At 64.1% G+C, this 16,824-nt stretch carries 15 protein-coding genes; 3 read left to right on the top strand and 12 right to left on the bottom strand.

The genetic code is table 11. From position 1 onward, the window contains the following. Nucleotides 1-71: 71 nt before the first annotated feature. Complete coding sequence (ypfJ, locus tag AC4QBL_RS12150) at nt 72-968, bottom strand: KPN_02809 family neutral zinc metallopeptidase (protein WP_472901098.1); 897 nt, start codon at nt 966-968, stop codon at nt 72-74. 283 nt (nt 969-1,251) lie between these two features. On the opposite strand from ypfJ, the gene AC4QBL_RS12155 reads away from it, so the two are divergent. Further along, the gene (locus AC4QBL_RS12155; RefSeq protein ID WP_472907782.1) at nt 1,252-1,860 is read left to right on the top strand and encodes a DUF4136 domain-containing protein; all 609 of its coding nucleotides are present in this window, start codon (nt 1,252-1,254) and stop codon (nt 1,858-1,860) included. Between the two features lie 97 nt (nt 1,861-1,957). Here the strand turns inward: AC4QBL_RS12155 and AC4QBL_RS12160 are convergent, their stop codons facing one another. From AC4QBL_RS12160 to AC4QBL_RS12175, 4 genes are all read right to left on the bottom strand, one after another. Beyond that, a complete protein-coding gene (locus AC4QBL_RS12160; RefSeq protein WP_472907783.1) occupies nt 1,958-3,061 on the bottom strand; it encodes a fatty acid desaturase in 1,104 nt (367 codons plus the stop codon). A gap of 191 nt (nt 3,062-3,252) precedes the next feature. Next, complete coding sequence (gene dcd, locus AC4QBL_RS12165; RefSeq protein ID WP_439115076.1) at nt 3,253-3,828, bottom strand: dCTP deaminase; 576 nt, start codon at nt 3,826-3,828, stop codon at nt 3,253-3,255. Nucleotides 3,829-3,890: 62 nt separating this feature from the next. Further along, nucleotides 3,891-5,165 (bottom strand): guanine deaminase, encoded by a 1,275-nt coding sequence (gene guaD / locus AC4QBL_RS12170; protein ID WP_472907784.1) that lies wholly within the window; start codon nt 5,163-5,165, stop codon nt 3,891-3,893. Nucleotides 5,166-5,249: 84 nt separating this feature from the next. Further along, complete coding sequence (locus tag AC4QBL_RS12175) at nt 5,250-6,362, bottom strand: BMP family ABC transporter substrate-binding protein (RefSeq protein ID WP_472907785.1); 1,113 nt, start codon at nt 6,360-6,362, stop codon at nt 5,250-5,252. Between the two features lie 244 nt (nt 6,363-6,606). Between AC4QBL_RS12175 and AC4QBL_RS12180 the strand changes: the two genes are divergently transcribed. Together AC4QBL_RS12180 and AC4QBL_RS12185 are read left to right on the top strand one after the other, a co-directional pair. Next, nucleotides 6,607-7,053 carry a tripartite tricarboxylate transporter TctB family protein gene (locus AC4QBL_RS12180; protein ID WP_472907786.1) on the top strand — a complete coding sequence of 149 codons (447 nt, stop codon included), beginning with the start codon at nt 6,607-6,609 and terminating at the stop codon, nt 7,051-7,053. 54 nt (nt 7,054-7,107) lie between these two features. Further along, complete coding sequence (locus AC4QBL_RS12185) at nt 7,108-8,628, top strand: tripartite tricarboxylate transporter permease (RefSeq protein ID WP_472907787.1); 1,521 nt, start codon at nt 7,108-7,110, stop codon at nt 8,626-8,628. Between the two features lie 71 nt (nt 8,629-8,699). Here AC4QBL_RS12185 and AC4QBL_RS12190 read toward each other — a convergent pair whose 3' ends face one another. The 7 genes from AC4QBL_RS12190 to AC4QBL_RS12220 all read right to left on the bottom strand — a co-directional run bounded on the left by AC4QBL_RS12190 (nt 8,700) and on the right by AC4QBL_RS12220 (nt 16,821). Continuing rightward, the gene (locus AC4QBL_RS12190; protein WP_472901105.1) at nt 8,700-9,740 is read right to left on the bottom strand and encodes an adenosine deaminase; all 1,041 of its coding nucleotides are present in this window, start codon (nt 9,738-9,740) and stop codon (nt 8,700-8,702) included. A gap of 37 nt (nt 9,741-9,777) precedes the next feature. Continuing rightward, nucleotides 9,778-10,833, bottom strand: coding sequence for a Rieske 2Fe-2S domain-containing protein (locus tag AC4QBL_RS12195; protein ID WP_472901106.1), 1,056 nt, complete (start codon nt 10,831-10,833; stop codon nt 9,778-9,780). 183 nt (nt 10,834-11,016) lie between these two features. After that, nucleotides 11,017-12,162: a BMP family ABC transporter substrate-binding protein gene (locus tag AC4QBL_RS12200; RefSeq protein ID WP_472901107.1), complete on the bottom strand. Its 1,146-nt coding sequence runs from the start codon at nt 12,160-12,162 to the stop codon at nt 11,017-11,019. Between the two features lie 181 nt (nt 12,163-12,343). Continuing rightward, nucleotides 12,344-13,264, bottom strand: a complete 921-nt coding sequence (locus AC4QBL_RS12205; RefSeq protein ID WP_472901108.1) for an ABC transporter permease — start codon at nt 13,262-13,264, stop codon at nt 12,344-12,346. A 2-nt stretch (nt 13,265-13,266) separates the two neighbouring features. After that, nucleotides 13,267-14,322 (bottom strand): ABC transporter permease, encoded by a 1,056-nt coding sequence (locus AC4QBL_RS12210; RefSeq protein WP_472901109.1) that lies wholly within the window; start codon nt 14,320-14,322, stop codon nt 13,267-13,269. After that, nucleotides 14,309-15,850 carry an ABC transporter ATP-binding protein gene (locus AC4QBL_RS12215; RefSeq protein ID WP_472907788.1) on the bottom strand — a complete coding sequence of 514 codons (1,542 nt, stop codon included), beginning with the start codon at nt 15,848-15,850 and terminating at the stop codon, nt 14,309-14,311. Before AC4QBL_RS12215 ends, AC4QBL_RS12210 begins: the two co-directional genes overlap by 14 nt. A 17-nt stretch (nt 15,851-15,867) precedes the next feature. Beyond that, nucleotides 15,868-16,821: a LysR family transcriptional regulator gene (locus AC4QBL_RS12220; RefSeq protein ID WP_472901111.1), complete on the bottom strand. Its 954-nt coding sequence runs from the start codon at nt 16,819-16,821 to the stop codon at nt 15,868-15,870. Nucleotides 16,822-16,824 lie beyond the last annotated feature (3 nt).

Genomic DNA, 16,824 nt, shown 5'->3' on the forward strand with positions numbered 1-16,824 from the left:
TATTGTCTCACTTTGACCCGAAATCACCCAATCAGCCCGCGTCTGGCTTCGCTCTGGGGCCATAGACGGCCTTACAAATTGCGGGCGTTGAAGGTGTCGCACAAGGGCACCTGGCCTTGTTCCAACCCGATGTGGAACCAGCGCTGGCGCTGCGCACTGGTGCCATGGGTGAAGCTGTCGGGCACGATCTGCCCCTGGCTCTTGCGCTGCAGGGCGTCGTCACCAATGGCCGCAGCGGCGTTGAGCGCTTCTTCCACATCGCCGGGCTCCAGAATGGCCTGGGTCTTGTGGTTGTGGTGCGCCCAGATGCCGGCAAAACAGTCGGCCTGCAGTTCCAGCCGCACGCTCAGGGCGTTGTATTCGCGCTGGCTGACACGGCCGCGCATCTGGTCCATCTTGTCGGTGATGCCCAGCAGGTTTTGCACGTGGTGGCCCACCTCGTGGGCAATCACATAGGCCTGCGCAAAGTCGCCAGGGGCGCCAAGCTCGCGTTTGAGCGTGTCGTAAAAGCTGAGGTCGATGTAGACCTTTTCGTCGCCCGGGCAATAAAACGGCCCCATGGCGGACTGACCCGTGCCGCAGGCGGTGGGCGTGGCGCCGCGAAACAACACCAGGCGGGGTTTGCGGTATTCGCTGCCGCCCTGGCGAAACACCTCACCCCACACGTCTTCGGTGCCGCCGAGTACAGCGGCCACAAACTGGCCCATGTCGTCGGTGGGTTTCTGGGTCGCCGCTGGTGCGCTCTGTGTCTGGGCCGGGGCCATGAGGTCGCCACCGCCGCCCAGCACACCCAAAATGGTCATCGGGTTGATACCGAACACCCACCCCGCCACCAGCGCAATGGCGATGGTGCCCAGGCCAATGCCTTTGCCACCGGTGCGGCGACGGCCACCCGTGGGCAGGCCAGCACCCGGCTGCGAGCGCCGGTCTTCCACCTGGTCGGACTGGCGGTTGTTGCCCCACTTCATGGCTGCAACGCCGTCGAATGGGCCAATGGCTGCGGGCAGGCAAGCGTTAGAACGTGCATGGTTTCTCCGGGATCTGCGGTGGGGTGTGGGGAACTCGGCGGTTGCGCGAATGGTCGCACAATGCCTTGGCAACCGAACAGCACGGCCCCGCTTTTCAAACGCAACTCAACGCAACGGCACCGCCACACCCATTATGCAAACAGCCCGCCACTTGCAACCCCACCGGTTTACGCCGGCAGCGCCATCTCGGCGCGCAGCGTGGCGTTGTGCCGCAGGTGTTGCTTTGGCGTCGCTGTTGCTGCTGGCCGGCTGCGCCAGCACGCTCACAGCCAAGGTGACCCGTTTCAACCAGTGGCCAGCCGACGCGGCCGGCCAGCGCTTCAGCTTCGCGCCGGCCGAGCCTGAAAGGGAACTTGAAATGGCGGCTTACCAGGCGCTGGTGGCCACCGAGCTGGAGCGCCTGGGTTTGCAGCCTGCGCCTGCGGGAGCGACAGGGCCGTTTGTGGTGCAACTGCAGGCCACGCTGAGCGAGCGCGAGCGCAAGCGGCTGGAGGCGGTGTACAGCGACCAGTGGGTGTATGTGCCGCCCTGGCGCGATGCACAAGGGCGGCTGTTGGGTGGCCACTGGGTGCCCGACCCCATGGGCGTGCGCTACGTCGGCGACCGCGAGGTGACCCGCACGGTGCAGGAAAGTCGGCTGCAAGTGCGCATCACGGCTGCCCAAGCGCCCACCGGCGTGGCCCGCACGGTGTTCGAGGCCACCGCCGTGCACGACGGCCGTGACGGCGATCTGGTGGAGGTGGTGCCTTACCTGGTGCGGGCCGTGTTTCAGGACTTTCCGGGTGCTAACGCTCAGGTGCGGCGCATCAGCTTTGAGCTGAAAAAACCCTGACTCTGCGCCCAGTGCAGCACACAACCGACACAAAAAAGCGCTGCCATGCAGCGCTTTTTTTATGAATTCGAGAGGCGTTGCTTGACGCTCGCGCCCCTCACACCATGGCGGGCTTGAAGTCGCTGGTGGGGCGACCCTGGAAGTCGGTCCAGCAGCGGCGGGTGAAGTCGTACAGCTTGCATTTGCGGGCGGTGTCAAAGTACCAGGCCCACGAAAATTTCTGCACGATGATGCGGCCTGGCAAGGCCTCTTCCAGCACCTGTTGTGCGCCTTCGAGCTTGTAGAGCGGAATGCTCATGTCCACGTGGTGCGCGGTGTGCTCCATGATGTGGTGCATCAGCGCGCCAATGCGCATGGGGAAGCTCATGTGTACCGTGGTGGAGACAAACGGCGCGGCCTTGGCCCAGGCGGCTTTGTCGTCGTGCCACTGCACGGCGGTGTGCGTGTGGTGCACGTACACCACAAAGCCGATCATGGCGTTCCAGAACATAAACGGCACCACAAAGCCATAGCCCAGGGTAGCCCACACCGACTGCCCGGTGGCAAACGCTGCGGCCACCAGTGCGCCGATCCACACCAACGCGCTGGCAACCACGTACACGCCGTCCCACATGAATTCTTTGCGCTGGGTGCCCATGTAGGTTTTGCGCGGGAAGAACATGCGCAGCCACCACATTTCAATCAGGTAATAAAACGCCGGGCCCAGGCCGCTGCGGTAGAGCCGCTCCAGCGCACGGCGGGTAGGGGACAGCGCTTCAAACTCTTCTTTGGTGAGCGGTGCCCACACAAAGTCCACGCCCTTGAGGTTGGTGTACCCGTGGTGCACCACGTTGTGCCCCACTTCCCACAGGCTGTAGGGCGTGAGCGACACGGTGAAGGCGATGCGGCCCAGCACGCGGTTCAGGCGGCGGTGCGGGGTGTAACTCTGGTGGCAGGCGTCGTGCCCGATGACAAACAGCCGCCCGATCATGAAACCCGCTGCCATGCCGCACAGCAGCTTGGCCCACCAGGCGTCCAGCAGCACGGTGCCAGCCATGAGAGCCGCGTAAATGACCAGATCCAAGGCCAGCAAAAACACCGCCAGCGCGGTGCGGCGCTCGACGATGGGCGCCAGCCAGCCGCGGATCACCTTGCGGTGCGGCAGGGGCTGCCCCAAGGGAATGGGTTCAGGATGCTGGAACGAAGGGGAAACGTGAGACATGGAGCAAATGGGGAGGTAGGTCCCGGCAAGCACACACGGAAGGCGTGCGGTACACACAAACGCCAGCCAAAGCCAGCGAGGAACACGCAGCGACACCACCGGGGGTGCCCGCAAACAAGAAGCGCGATGCTAGCCGGAGCGCTGCCCCGCCGCTTTGATGCATGTCAAACAGCCCATGCCAGCCCAGGCACTCAGGTCTTGGGCAGCGTCACGCCCACCTGGCCCTGGTATTTGCCGCCACGGTCTTTGTAGCTGACTTCACAGACATCGTCCTTGTCGCTCTCAAAGAACAGCACCTGGGCGCAGCCTTCGCCCGCGTAGATCTTGGCTGGCAGCGGCGTGGTGTTGCTGAACTCCAGCGTCACATAGCCTTCCCACTCGGGCTCGAACGGGGTCACATTGACGATGATGCCGCAGCGCGCGTAGGTGCTTTTGCCCAGGCAAATGGTCAGCACATTGCGCGGAATGCGGAAGTATTCCATGGTGCGCGCCAGCGCAAAACTGTTGGGCGGAATGACGCACACGTCTTTGTTGATGTCGACAAAGCTGTTTTCATCAAAGTTCTTGGGGTCCACCACGGTGCTGTGGATGTTGGTGAACACCTTGAATTCGGGCGCACAACGGATGTCATAACCGTAGCTGCTGGTGCCGTAGCTCACGATTTTTTCGCCAGCGGCGTTTTGTCGGATCTGGCCCGGCTCGAAGGGCTCGATCATGCCGTGCTGCTCGGCCATGCGGCGGATCCATTTGTCGCTCTTGATACTCATGCTGGTGTGCTCCGTGGAATAGCTGCCGATTGTACGGACGCAGCCCTGCACCGCTGAACGCGTCAGCCCGTCACTGTGCGGACAACAACCCGGTCATCGCCCAGCACGATGAGCGCAAACAGCAATTCTTCCAGGCTGTTGGCCTGCGCGGTCTTGCGTGCCAGCAGCGGCGTGGCCTGCGGGTTGAGCACCACGAAGTCGGCTTCGCAACCCGGCTGCAAGTTGCCCACCACGCCGCCCAAGCCCAGCGCCTGCGCGGCGCCCGCCGTGTGCTGCCACCAGAGCTGGCCTGGGGTCAGGCTCAGGCCGGTCTTGGTGTGTCCCTCACGGCCCACGTAGTAGGCCGCCAGCATGGTGTGAAACGGTGAAAAACTGGTGCCCCCGCCCACGTCGCTGGCCAGGCCGTAGCGCATGCCCGCGGCGTCGGCGGCGGCGTAGTCAAAAAATCCGCTGCCCAAAAAGAGATTGCTCGTGGGGCTGATGGCGGCTGCGGCGCCGGTTTGCTGCATGAGCGCACGGTCGGCCGTGTCCAGGTGGATGCAGTGGGCGTAAACAGCGCGCTCGCGCAGCAGGCCGAAGTCGGCGTACACCCCCAGGTAGCTGCGCGCGTGCGGAAACAGCTCGGCCACCCACTGCACCTCGTCGCGGTTTTCGGCCACATGCGACTGCACCCAGACGCTGGGGTAGCGGGCGGCCAGCTCGCCCGCGCCGCGCAACTGCTCGGGCGTGCTGGTGGGCGCAAAACGCGGCGTGATGGCGTAGCCCAGGCGGTCCACGCCGTGCCAGCGCTGGATCAGCGTTTCGGTGTCGATCAGGCTTTGCTCGGTGTCATCGCGCACGCCGTCGGGGCTGTGGCGGTCTTGCAGCACTTTGCCGGTGATGAGGCGCACGCCCCGGGCCTGAGCAGCCTCAAACATGGCGTTGACCGAACTCGGGTGCGAGGTGGCAAACGCCAGCGCCGTGGTGACACCGTGGCGCAGCAACTCATCCAGAAAAAATTCGGCCACGCCGCGTGCGTAGTCCGGGTCTGAAAACCGGGACTCGTGCGGGAAGGTGTAGTTTTCCAGCCAGGGCAACAAGCCCGCCGCCGGCGCCCCGATCACATCGGTTTGCGGATAGTGGATGTGCATGTCCACAAACCCCGGCGCAATGATGTGGCCCCGCAGGTCTTCAATGGCCACACCGGGGAAGCGGTCCACCAGCGCGGTATGGTCGCCCACGGCCCGCACCACGCGCTGCCCGGTGGCATCTGGACCCACCACCAGCAGGCCATCGGGCTCGTAGACGGGGGTCTGGTCGTCGGCAAAACGGAGAACGGCGGCACGGTAGGCTTTCATAAGGCCTTGAGCTTAGCGGGGTTCTGCCCCGCAGGCATACCGCTCTTGGCATAGTTGCCATGCCGGCAGACACCCCGCCAACCGTCAGTGACCCAGCTTGGCCTGCACGCCGTCCACCAGCCAGTTCATATTGAGAATGTCGGCGTCCGACAGCGCCTGCCCCGCGCCGATGACCACCTGGCCCTCGTTGCTGAGCACCGCGGTTTTGGCGGCAAACACCCGCAGCTTGCCGGCCGCCATATCGGCCTGGCGCGCCAGCACTTCCTGGCGCACAGCAGCCGGCACCTGGCTGCCGAAACCGTCCACACGCACCATGCCGTCCTTCACGCCGCCCCACACACTGGCGCTCTGCCAGGTGCCGTCGAGCACCGCCTTTACGCGGCGGGTGTAGTAATCGCCCCACAAGTGGGTCACGGCCACCACCTGCGCATCGGGCGCCACCTTGCGCATGTCGGAGTGGTAGGCCACGGCCAGCTTGCCGCGCTCTTGCGCAGCGGCCATCACCGCGGTGGAGCCGGTGTGAAACGCCAGCACTTCGGCGCCCTGGTTCATCAGCGTCATGGCGGCGTCGCGTTCGCGCGGCGGGTTGAACCACTCACCCAGCCACACCACCCGCACCGTGGCCGCGGGGTTGACCGAGCGCATGCCCAGCGTGAACGCATTGATGCCCTGAATCACCTCGGGAATCGGGAAGCCCGCCACGTAACCGGCCTGACTGGCCATGCGGCCCGCCGCAATGCCAGCCAGGTAGCGGCCTTCGTAGTAGCGCGCGTTGGCAGTGGCCACATTGAGCGCATTTTTGTAGCCGGTGATGGACTCGAACTTCACGCCCGGAAATTCTTTGGCTACCTTGAGCGTGGGCTCCATGTAACCAAAACTCGGCGTGAAGATAATGCCGTGCCCCTGACGCGCCAGGTCGCGGATGACGCGCTCGGCATCCGCACCCTCGGCCACGTTTTCCACAAAATGGGTTTGCACCTGGCTGCCCAGCGCAGCCGCCACCGCCAGGCGGCCCTGTTCGTGCTGGCGCACCCAGCCCGCTTCGGTGAGCGGTGCGACGTACACAAACGCAACCTTCAGCGGCGCCCCCGGCGGCGACTGGCTGGCCGTCTGTGCGGTCGTGGCGAGGGGAAAAGAAAAGAAAAAGCTGGTAACCGCCAAGGCGCAGGCGCGCCGGGTCACGAGGTTTTTGTACATGGTGGTCCTCTACATGGCTTCCGTGAATAAAAAAGCGAGCCGGGGAAGCACCGGCTCGCAGGCTGCATTTTAACCCGCCACCTCCTGCGCGCTGGCGCCATGCCTGCACGCCGTGCATGCGCTGCGGTGCCCTGAACAAGCTAAGTGCAATTACGTAGCGACAGCAGAAGGTTTTGCCTTTCCAATCTGTGTGCAGCGACATAGGAACAATGGCGCACAACATACGTCAACCAGGAGACAAAAAATGAAACACAAGGACATGCAGGATGTTCTCGGGGGCCTGGCGCTGGCCGCCCTGGGCACATTCGCCGCCGTCTACGCCCAGCGCTATGAGTTCGGTGATCTCAACCGCATGGGCGCAGGCTTCTTCCCGGTCACGCTGGGTGCGTTGTTGGCGGTGCTTGGGCTCATGATCGCTGTTCCAGCCTTCTTTCGCAGCGGGCCAGCCATCAATGTGCAATGGAAAACATTCGCGCTGGTTATGGCCAGCATCGTGGCATTTGCCCTCACGCTGAAGGTGCTGGGCCTGATTCTGGCCACCATGCTGACCGTGGTGCTGGCTTCGTTGGCCGACAACGAGACACGCTGGAAAGGCCGCCTGATGGTTGCAGCGGGCGTGGCATTGATCACTTATCTGGTGTTTGGATTGGGTTTGAGCATGGTGCTGCCCATTTGGCCATGGAGCCCGTAACAGCACACAACGCCCAGCCGGCCCACCCCTCACCCCACTAAAAGAGACAACACCATGGATATTCTCAATGGCCTGATGCTTGGCCTTGAATCCGCATTAAATCCCGTTACGTTGCTGTACTGTTTCATCGGCGTCTTTCTGGGCACACTCATTGGAGTCCTGCCCGGCATCGGGGCACTCGCCACGATCTCCCTGCTGCTGCCGATCACGTACCACATTCCCCCGACCGCGGCCATCGTGATGCTGGCAGGCGTTTACTATGGCGCCCAATACGGCGGCTCCACCGCGTCGATCCTGCTGAATCTGCCCGGCACCCCATCGTCGGCGGTGGCCTGCCTGGACGGCTACCCGATGGCCAAACAAGGGCGAGCGGGCGTGGCTTTGTTCATGACCACCATCGCTTCGTTCGTGGGTTCCATGCTGGGCATTTTGGCGCTGGTGTTGTTTTCACCCGCCATTGCAGAGCTGGGCCTGAAATTCGGCGCCGCCGAGTACTTCGCCATGATGTTGCTGGGCCTGATTGCGGCGTCGGCGCTGGCGTCGGGCTCGCCAGCCAAAGGTTTGTCGATGGTGATCCTGGGCCTGTTGCTGGGCACCGTGGGCACCGACGTCAACTCAGGCCAGGCGCGTTTCGACTTCGGTATCCCCGAGTTGATGGACGGCATCAACCTGGTGGCACTGGCCATGGGCGTGTTTGGTATCGCTGAGGTGATTTCCAGTATCAACCAAGTTCGCGGCAGCGAGGTCAAGGAAAAGATCACCATGCGGTCGATGACGCCTACCCGCAAAGACGTCAAAGATTCCATCATGCCCATGCTGCGTGGTACCGGCATCGGCAGTTTCTTTGGCGCCCTGCCCGGCACCGGTGCATCCATTGCGTCGTTCATGTCTTACGCGGTTGAAAAGAAGATCGCGAAAGATCCCAGCCGTTTTGGCAACGGCGCCATTGAGGGCATCACCGCGCCCGAAGCAGCCAACAACGCCGCCGCTCAAACCGCCTTTGTGCCCACGCTCTCGCTGGGTATTCCGGGCGACGCCGTGATGGCCCTGATGCTTGGCGCTCTGATCATCCACGGCATCCAGCCCGGCCCCATGCTCATGAGCCAGCAGCCTGACCTGTTCTGGGGTTTGATCGTCAGCTTTGGTATTGGCAACATCATGCTGATGGTGCTCAACCTGCCCATGATCGGTCTGTGGGTCGCCATTTTGCGTATCCCTTACCGCGTCTTGTTCCCCGCCATTCTGGTGTTCATTAGCCTCGGGGTGTACAGCGTCAACAACAACACCTTTGACGTGTTGATGGTCGCGGGCGTTGGCGCTGTGGGTTACTTGCTAGCGGTGTTCAAGTTTGAAGCCGCACCGCTGTTGCTCGGTTTTGTGCTGGGCCCGCTCATGGAAGAAAATCTGCGCCGCGCCCTGTTGCTGTCACGCGGCGAGCTGTCCACCTTCATTGATCGCCCCATCAGCGCCGGCTTCCTTGCCTTTGGTGCTGCCATCCTGCTGTGGAGCGCCTGGGGTTCACTGAAGAACTTCATGCGTGCCCGCGAAAGGGAAGCAGACGCCCAGCAGATCTGACCCTGCTGCGCTGAAAAGCACAACGCCGTGGGCATCCACTTGTGATGCCCACGGCGTTTTTTATGGGTGTTTCAAACCTTCAAGTCAAACGCTGCCACCACTCGGTTCACAGCGGCATACAGGCTGCTCCGCTGGGTATCGCTCACAAAACTGGCTTCAACACTGTTGCGCGCCAGGGTAACCACCTCGGCTTCGGACAAGCCCAGCGCGGCCACCGTCTGCTCAAAGTTGGCGTTCATATAGCCACCAAAATACGCGGGATCGTCTGAATTCACCGTCACACAAAGCCCCGCGTCCAGCATCGTTTTCAGCGGGTGCTCGCGCAGGTCGCGCACCACGCACAGTTTCAGGTTGGACAACGGACACACCGTGAGGGGCAGGCGCGTGTGCGCCAGTTCAGCCACCAGCAGCGGGTCTTGCAGGCAGGCCACACCGTGGTCGATGCGCTGCACCTTCAGCAGGTCGATGGCTTGCCACATGTAATCGGGCGGGCCCTCCTCGCCCGCATGCGCCACCAGGCGCAAACCCAGCTCGCGGCAGCGGGCAAACACGCGCTCGAATTTTTCGGGTGGGTGGCCGAGTTCGCTGGAATCGAGCCCTACGCCAATGAAGTGCTCGCGGTAGGGCAGCGCGGCTTCCAGCGTGGCAAAAGCGTCTTCCTCGCTCAGGTGGCGCAAGAAACACAGGATCAGCGCCGAACTGACGCCCAGCTCGGTTTCGGCCAGGCGGCAGGCGCTGGACAGCCCTTCCACCACCGTGGCCATGGGCACTCCGCGGGCGGTGTGGGTCTGCGGGTCGAAAAACAGCTCGGCGTGGATGACGTTGTCGGCCTTTGCGCGCAGGAAATAGGCCCACGCCATGTCGTGAAAATCTTGCGCTGTCAGCAACACGCTGGCGCCAGCGTAATAAATGTCCAAAAAGCTCTGCAAGTCGGTGAAGGCGTAGGCCGCTCGCAGAGCCTCCACGCTGGCGTAGGGCAGCTTGACGCCGTTGCGCTGGGCCAGCGCAAAAATCAACTCGGGCTCCAGCGAGCCTTCAATGTGGATGTGCAGCTCGGCTTTGGGGATGGCGCGGGCCAGCGCCACAGCGCGTTCAACAGCGGGGTTGGTCATGTCAACTCCAGAAAGGTTTCAATGCAGGGGTCGGTGTTCAGCACACACCGAGCGACACGCCCAAACGGGCCAGGTAGCGGCGGTAGGCGCTCGACATGCGGTCGGCCGGGCTGTGCACTTCGGTCATGGGCAGGTCTCGCCCAATGGGCAGGGCCTTGGGTTGCTGAGATTCAACGATGGGCCGGTCTTGCGCAAACACCGCGTCCTGAAAGGCCCGCAGCTCTTCGTCGTCCGACAAGTCGCCCAGCGTCGCCATGGCAAACCAGGCGGTGCAAGACTCAGACGAGTCGGGCCGGATGAACAGCGCAATGGCGTTGCTCACCGGGTCGCCCTCGGTGGCGTCTTTGCGCAAGATGGCGGCAAACGGATGCGGCACGGTGTAGCGGTAGGCCACCCAGCCGCCGTCGCTTGCGCCCGCATAGGCGCGCGGCTGCCAGGCGCGGCAGTCGCTCGCCACCAGGCCTTCAGCGGTTTCCTGCACCTGGCCGGTGTCCACCTGCGCGTGGCTGCGTGCGCCCAGCCAGCCTTCGTGCACAAAGCCGAAATGGCTCAGGTCCAGAAAGTTTTCAACCAGGCGCGGTGCGCTGGTGTTCACCTCGTAGGGGCCACACAGCACCTGCCGCCACAGCGGGTCGTGCCACGGGTCAAACGCGGGGGGCTTCCGCAGGCCAGCAGGCACGCGGGTGCTGTCTGGGGCGGCCAGGCGCACCCACACCAGACCATGCTGCTCACAGGCCTCAAACACCGTGGCCGTGTGCGCCGCGGGCGGCTCGAACAGCGGCGCGGCAGGCACATGCACGCAGCGCCCACACGCGGCAGTGGCCTGAGCGGCCGCTGCGTCGCCGCCAAACTGCCAGCCGTGATACGGACACTCCAGCCGCGCGCCGTGCAGATGGTGCAACACCCGGCCCAGCGACAAGCGAGCACCCCGGTGCGGGCAGCGGTCGGCCCAAGCGTGCACCACACCCGGCGCGCCTTCGTGTCCCGGCTCGCGCCAGAGCACGAGCGACTGCCCCAGCAGCGCCACCGCCACGGGCGCTTCGCGCACGCTGTGCGAAGCGGTCACCGGATGCCAAAGCTGTGTTTCGATCATGTGGAACTCCTAAAAGCAAAAAAGCCGCCCGGAGACAGCTTTTTCGAGCGCCTGGGTTAGAGGCGCGTCAGACGGGTGCAGGGCTAGGCGCGGGTGTCAGGCCACCGGAATGGACTTGCGGTCCATGAGGATGGCCTGAACGGGACCCGCAACAACGCCATGCGCACGTAGGACGTGCCGAACTCAGTTAGGCACTTTGCCTTCTACGCCCTTGACGTAAAACTTCACACCACCCAGGAAAGCGTCGTCAGCCACGGCATCAGCCGCCAGCACTTCTTTGCCGGCCTGGTCCAGGATGGGGCCCTTCCAGATGGAGAACGTGCCGTCCTTCAAACCATTGCGGATTTCGTCCACTTTGGCTTTGGTTTCGGCAGGCACGTCTTCGGCCACCGACACCATGTCAATCGCGCCCTCTTTCACACCCCACCAGACACCACCCGTGCTCCAGGTGCCTTCCAGCGCATCTTTGGTGGCCTTGATGTAGTAAGGCGCCCAGTTGATGATGGCCGAACCCAGGTGGGCCTTAGGGCCGTAGGCGGTCATGTCAGAGTCCCAGCCAAACGCGCGCTTGCCCATTTTTTCAGCGGTCTGCAGCACGGCCGACGAGTCGGTGTTCTGGAACAGCACGTCAGCGCCGCCGTTGATCAGCGAGGTCGCGGCTTCCGTCTCCTTCGGTGGGTCGAACCAGCCGTTCACCCACACCACCTTGGTCTTGACCTTCGGATTGACCGACTGCGCGCCCAGGGTGAAGCTGTTGATGTTGCGGATCACTTCGGGAATTGGGATGGAAGCCACCACGCCCAAGGTGTTGGACTTGGTCATGGCGCCCGCGATCACGCCGGCCATGTAGGCGCCTTCGTAAGTGCGGCTGTCGTAGGTGCGCAGGTTGGCGGCTGTTTTGTAGCCGGTGGCGTGTTCAAACTTCACATCGGCGAAGTCAGGCGCCACTTTCAGCATGGGTTCCATGTAGCCGAAGGTGGTGCCGAAGATCAGTTTGTTGCCCTGACCGGCCAGATCGCGAATGACGCGCTCGGCGTCGGCGCTCTCGGGCACGTTTTCCACAAAGCTCGTCACGATCTTGTCGCCAAACTCGGCTTCCAGCGCCTTGCGGCCGTTGTCGTGCGCAAAGGTCCAGCCGCCGTCGCCCACCGGGCCCACGTAGGCAAACGCAATTTTCAGCGGCTCGGCCTTGGGCGCTTCCACCACAGCCGGTGCAGGCGCGGGTGCCGGGGCCGCCTCTTCTTTCTTGCCGCAGCCGATCAGCGCGGCGCTGGCCACTGCCGTCAGGGCAGCGAGCTTGATCAAGGAACGTTTGCTCAGGTCAGTCATGAAAACCTCTTGGAGGGTTGGGAGAGTTGAAGAAAATCAAACACAGCTGGTAATTGAAACACGAATCTGCACTGCAACGGTGCCTCGAAAACCGGCCGGGGACACCGCCGGGCCGGCGCTGCCGGACGGCTGGTGTCGCCCCCTGGAGGGTGACGCCGAAGGCGGCGCGGGGGGTACTTCATCAAGCACCGGGATAAAACGGTTTGCCGATCGACGTGGGCATGTTGATGCGAATCCAGGTGGGGTTGCGCGAGATCAGCACCAGCACCACGATGGTGGCCAGGTAGGGCATCATGGTCAGGAACTGGCTGGGCACGTTGACGCCAATGCCCTGCAAATGGAACTGCAGCATGGTGACGCCACCGAACAGATAGGCACCAAGCAATACCCGTGCCGGGCGCCAGGTGGCAAAGGTGGTGAGGGCCAGCGCGATCCAGCCCTTGCCGGCGATCATGCCTTCCACCCACAGCGGCGTGTACACGGTGGACACGTAGGCGCCCGCAAGCCCACACAGGGCGCCACCGGCCATCACGGCCATCAGCCGGATGCGGCGCACCGGGTAGCCCAGCGCATGGGCCGACTCGGGACTTTCGCCCACGCTGCGCAGAACCAGGCCGGCGCGCGTGCGGTACAAAAACCAGATCAACCCAAACACGATGCCCACACACACGTACACCATGGGGTGGTGGCGAAACAGCGCCGGGCCCAGCAGCGGAATGTCCCCCAGCACCGGAATAGCGAACTGGGCCTGCTCGGGCAGTTTTTCCTGCACGTAGCGCGTACCGGCGAAGGCCGAAAAACCGCCGCCAAACAGCGACAGCGCCAGCCCGGTGGCGTACTGGTTGGTGTTGAGCCAGATCACCAGGCCGCCAAAAATGGCAGCCAGCAAAGCCCCGGCCGCCATGCCGGCGGCAAACCCCGCCACGGTGCTGCCGGTGTGCACCACCGTGGCAAAACCGGCCAGCGCGGCGCACAGCATCATGCCCTCGGCGCCCAGGTTGACGATGCCGGCCTTTTCGTTGATGAGCAGGCCCAGTGAAGCAATGGCCAGCACGGTGCCGGCGTTGAGCGACGCGGCGATGAGGAGTGCGATGGATTCCATGTTCACTTCTTCCAAACAAGCCGGTAGGCGATGAGCGTGTCACAAGCGAGCAGCGCAAACAGCAGCAGCCCCTGAAACACCCCGGTGATGGATTTCGGCAGGCCCATGCGCGACTGCGCCAGCTCACCGCCGATGTAGAACATGCTCATGAGAATGGCCGAAAACACGATGCCCACGGGATGCAAGCGGCCCACAAACGCCACGATGATGGCGGCGAACCCGTAGCCTGCCGGCACGTAGGGCGTGAGCTGACCAATAGGCCCGGCCACTTCCAGCGCACCGGCCAAACCGGCCGCACCGCCCGATGTGAGCAGCGCCACCCAAAGCGCCCGGCGCGAAGAAAACCCGGCGTAGCGCGCCGCCGCCGGCGCCAGCCCGCCCACCAGCTGCGCATAGCCCGCATAGGTGCGAAACAAAAAGACCCACACCGCCGCCACGCCGGCCAGCGCAATCAGTAGGCCTATATTGACGCGCGAGCCCTGCATGAGCTTGGGGATTTGCGTGACCGACTCGAAGGTCTTGGTCTGCGGAAAGTTGTAGCCCAGCGGGTCCTTCCAGGGGCCATACACCAGGTAGTTCAGCACCTGAATGGCCACATACACCAGCATCAGGCTGACCAGAATTTCGTTGGCGTTGAAGCGGTCGCGCAGCAACGCCGTGATGCCCGCCCACACCATGCCGCCCAGCACGCCCGCCGCCAAAATGGCCGGAATGATCCAGGGGCCGGTGGTTTTGTCAGCCATGAGCGCCACACCGGCGGCAAAAATGGCCCCAATGACAAACTGACCCTCGGCACCAATGTTCCACACATTGGAACGAAAACACACCGCCAGCCCCAGCGCAATGATCAGCAGCGGCGTGGCCTTGACCATCAACTCGGACAGCGCATAGGTGCTCTTGATGGGTTCCCAGAAAAACACCTGCAGGCCGCGCACCGGGTCTTTGCCCAGCAAGGCAAACAAAATCACACCGATGACCACGGTGATGGCCAGTGCCAGCAGCGGCGAGGCGTAACCCCAGCGCGCAGAGGGCTGGGGACGGACTTCAAGCCGCAGCATGGGCGGTCTCCTTGTTGTTGTTGGTCGCCTGCTGATCCCACAGGCCAGACATCCACTCGCCAATGCGCTCGATGGTGGCGTCGGCCCGGTTCAGGCTGGGCGAGAGCCTGCCTTTGGCAATGACATGCAAGCGGTCGCTGATCTCGAACAGCTCGTCCAGCTCTTCGCTGACCACCAGCACGGCGCACCCGGCGTCGCGCAGCGCCAGAATTTCGCCGCGAATCTGTGCCGCCGCGCCCACGTCCACGCCCCAGGTGGGCTGGCTCACGATGAGCAGTTTTGGCTTGGCTTCAATCTCGCGCCCGACGATGAACTTTTGCAGATTGCCACCCGAGAGCGACTTGGCCGCCGCGTCCGGCCCGTTGGCCTTCACGTTGTAGCGCGCAATGATGTCGGCCGCCTGGCGCTTGAGCGCGCGCACGCCGATCCACCCACCGGCACCCAGTGCGTCGCGGCGCGACAGCAGCAGGTTGTGGGCCAGCGACAGCGTAGGCACGGCGCCGCGGCCCAGCCGCTCTTCGGGCACAAAATGCAGGCCCAGGGCTCGGCGTTTGCCCGGCCCAAAGCGCGAAGCGTCCACCCCGCCCACCCGGATGCTGCCCACCGGCGCCCGCGTGGTTTCGCCCGACAGGCAGTACAGCAGCTCGCTCTGGCCGTTGCCCGACACGCCAGCAATGCCCACCACCTCGCCGCTGCGCACGGTGAGCGCAATGTCGGCCAGATGGGTGCCAAACGGGTCGTCGCTGGCGAGCGTGAGACCGGCCACCTGCAACACGTCAGCCCCCGCGTTGAGCGCGCGCACGTTCAGCGCGGGCGGCTCGGCGCCAATCATCAGGCGGCTCAGCGAGGCGTTGCTTTCTTGCCGCGGGTCGCACACGCCGGTGACCTGCCCGCCGCGCAGCACCGTGCAGGCGTTGCACAGCTCGCGAATTTCGTGCAGCTTGTGACTGATGTACAAAATGCTGCACCCCTCAGAGGCCAGCTTTTTCAGCACCACAAACAGCTTTTCCACCGCCTGTGGCGTGAGCACCGAGGTGGGTTCGTCCAAGATGAGCAGTTGCGGGTTGGTCAGCAGCGCGCGGATGATTTCCACCCGCTGCATTTCGCCCACGCTGAGCGTGTGCACCGGGCGGGCGGGATCGATGTCGAGCCCGTATTCGGCCGCCTTGGCGGTGACGCTGGCGCTCACCTCGGGCAGGCTCAACGACTTGTCCAGTCCCAGCCACACGTTTTCGGCCACGGTGAGCGTGTCAAACAGGCTGAAATGCTGAAACACCATGCTGATGCCCAGCGCCCGCGCCTCCTGCGGGTTGCGCACATGCACCGGTCGGCCGTTGAACATCACCGCGCCTTCGTCGGGTTTGACCGAACCGTAGATGATTTTCATCAGCGTGGACTTGCCGGCACCGTTTTCGCCCAGCACGGCGTGGATTTCTCCAGGGGCCACCGTGAGCGAGACACCGTTGTTGGCCACCACACCGGGGTAGCGCTTGGTGATGCCGGTGAGTTGCAGTCGGGCAGTGGTCATGGGGTCCTTCTTGTTATTCAGGCGGCCGCGGCGTCCGCCTCCGGGCGGCGCAGCGAAGCCGCCACGCTCTTGACCTGCTCGCGCAGCCAGCGCCCGGCATTGGACGCGTGGGTGCGCTCGTGCCAGAGCTGGTAATACATCATGCGGGGAAACGGCACCGGGCACGGCAGCACCTGCACCGGCAGCGTGGTGGTGAAGCGCTCGCAATATTGCCGCCCGGTGGTCAGCACCAGCAGGCTGCCCGCCACCATGGCGGGAATCAGCCCGAAATGCGGGCAGCGCACTGTGATGTGGCGCACAAGCCCCTGGGCGGCCAGGTGCTCGTCGATCACGCCACGCGCGCCGGGGTGGGTGGGCGTGGGGGCAATGTGTTCGGCCGCCAGCCAGGCTTCGGCGTCCCAGCCGCGGCGCACCGCCGGGTGCTGGCTCGACACCAGGCACACCACCTCGTCGCCAAACAGCCGGCCCAGGTGCAGGTCGTCGGGCGGCTTGGCCCAGTTGCCAATCACCACGTCCACCTCGCCCTGCGCGAGTTGCTGGCGGTAGTCGGCGTCGGCCGACAGCGGGTGGATGTCGATCGGGCACTGGGGCGCCAGGCTTTTGATTTGCGTCACCAGCTGGGGCAGAAACAGCGGGTCCAGGTAGTCGCTGGCGGCCAGGCTGAAGCTGTGCTGGGCCGTGGCGGGGTCGAAACTGCGGGCGTCTGAAAACAGCACGGCCGCGCTGCGCAAGATGTCGGCTGCGGGCTCAATCATGCGCAGGCCGGCCACGGTGGGCACCATGCCGGCGCCCGAACGCACCAAAAGCGGGTCACCCGCCAGATCGCGCAGGCGCTTGAGCGCTGCACTCACCGCCGGCTGGTACATGCCCAGACGCAGCGCCGCGCGCGACACGCTGCGCTCGGTGAGCACGGTGTGGAGCACGCGGATCAGGTGCAGATCTATCTTGTCGAACATGGACACGTATTTCATACC

The organism is Hydrogenophaga sp. L99, assembly GCF_058731905.1.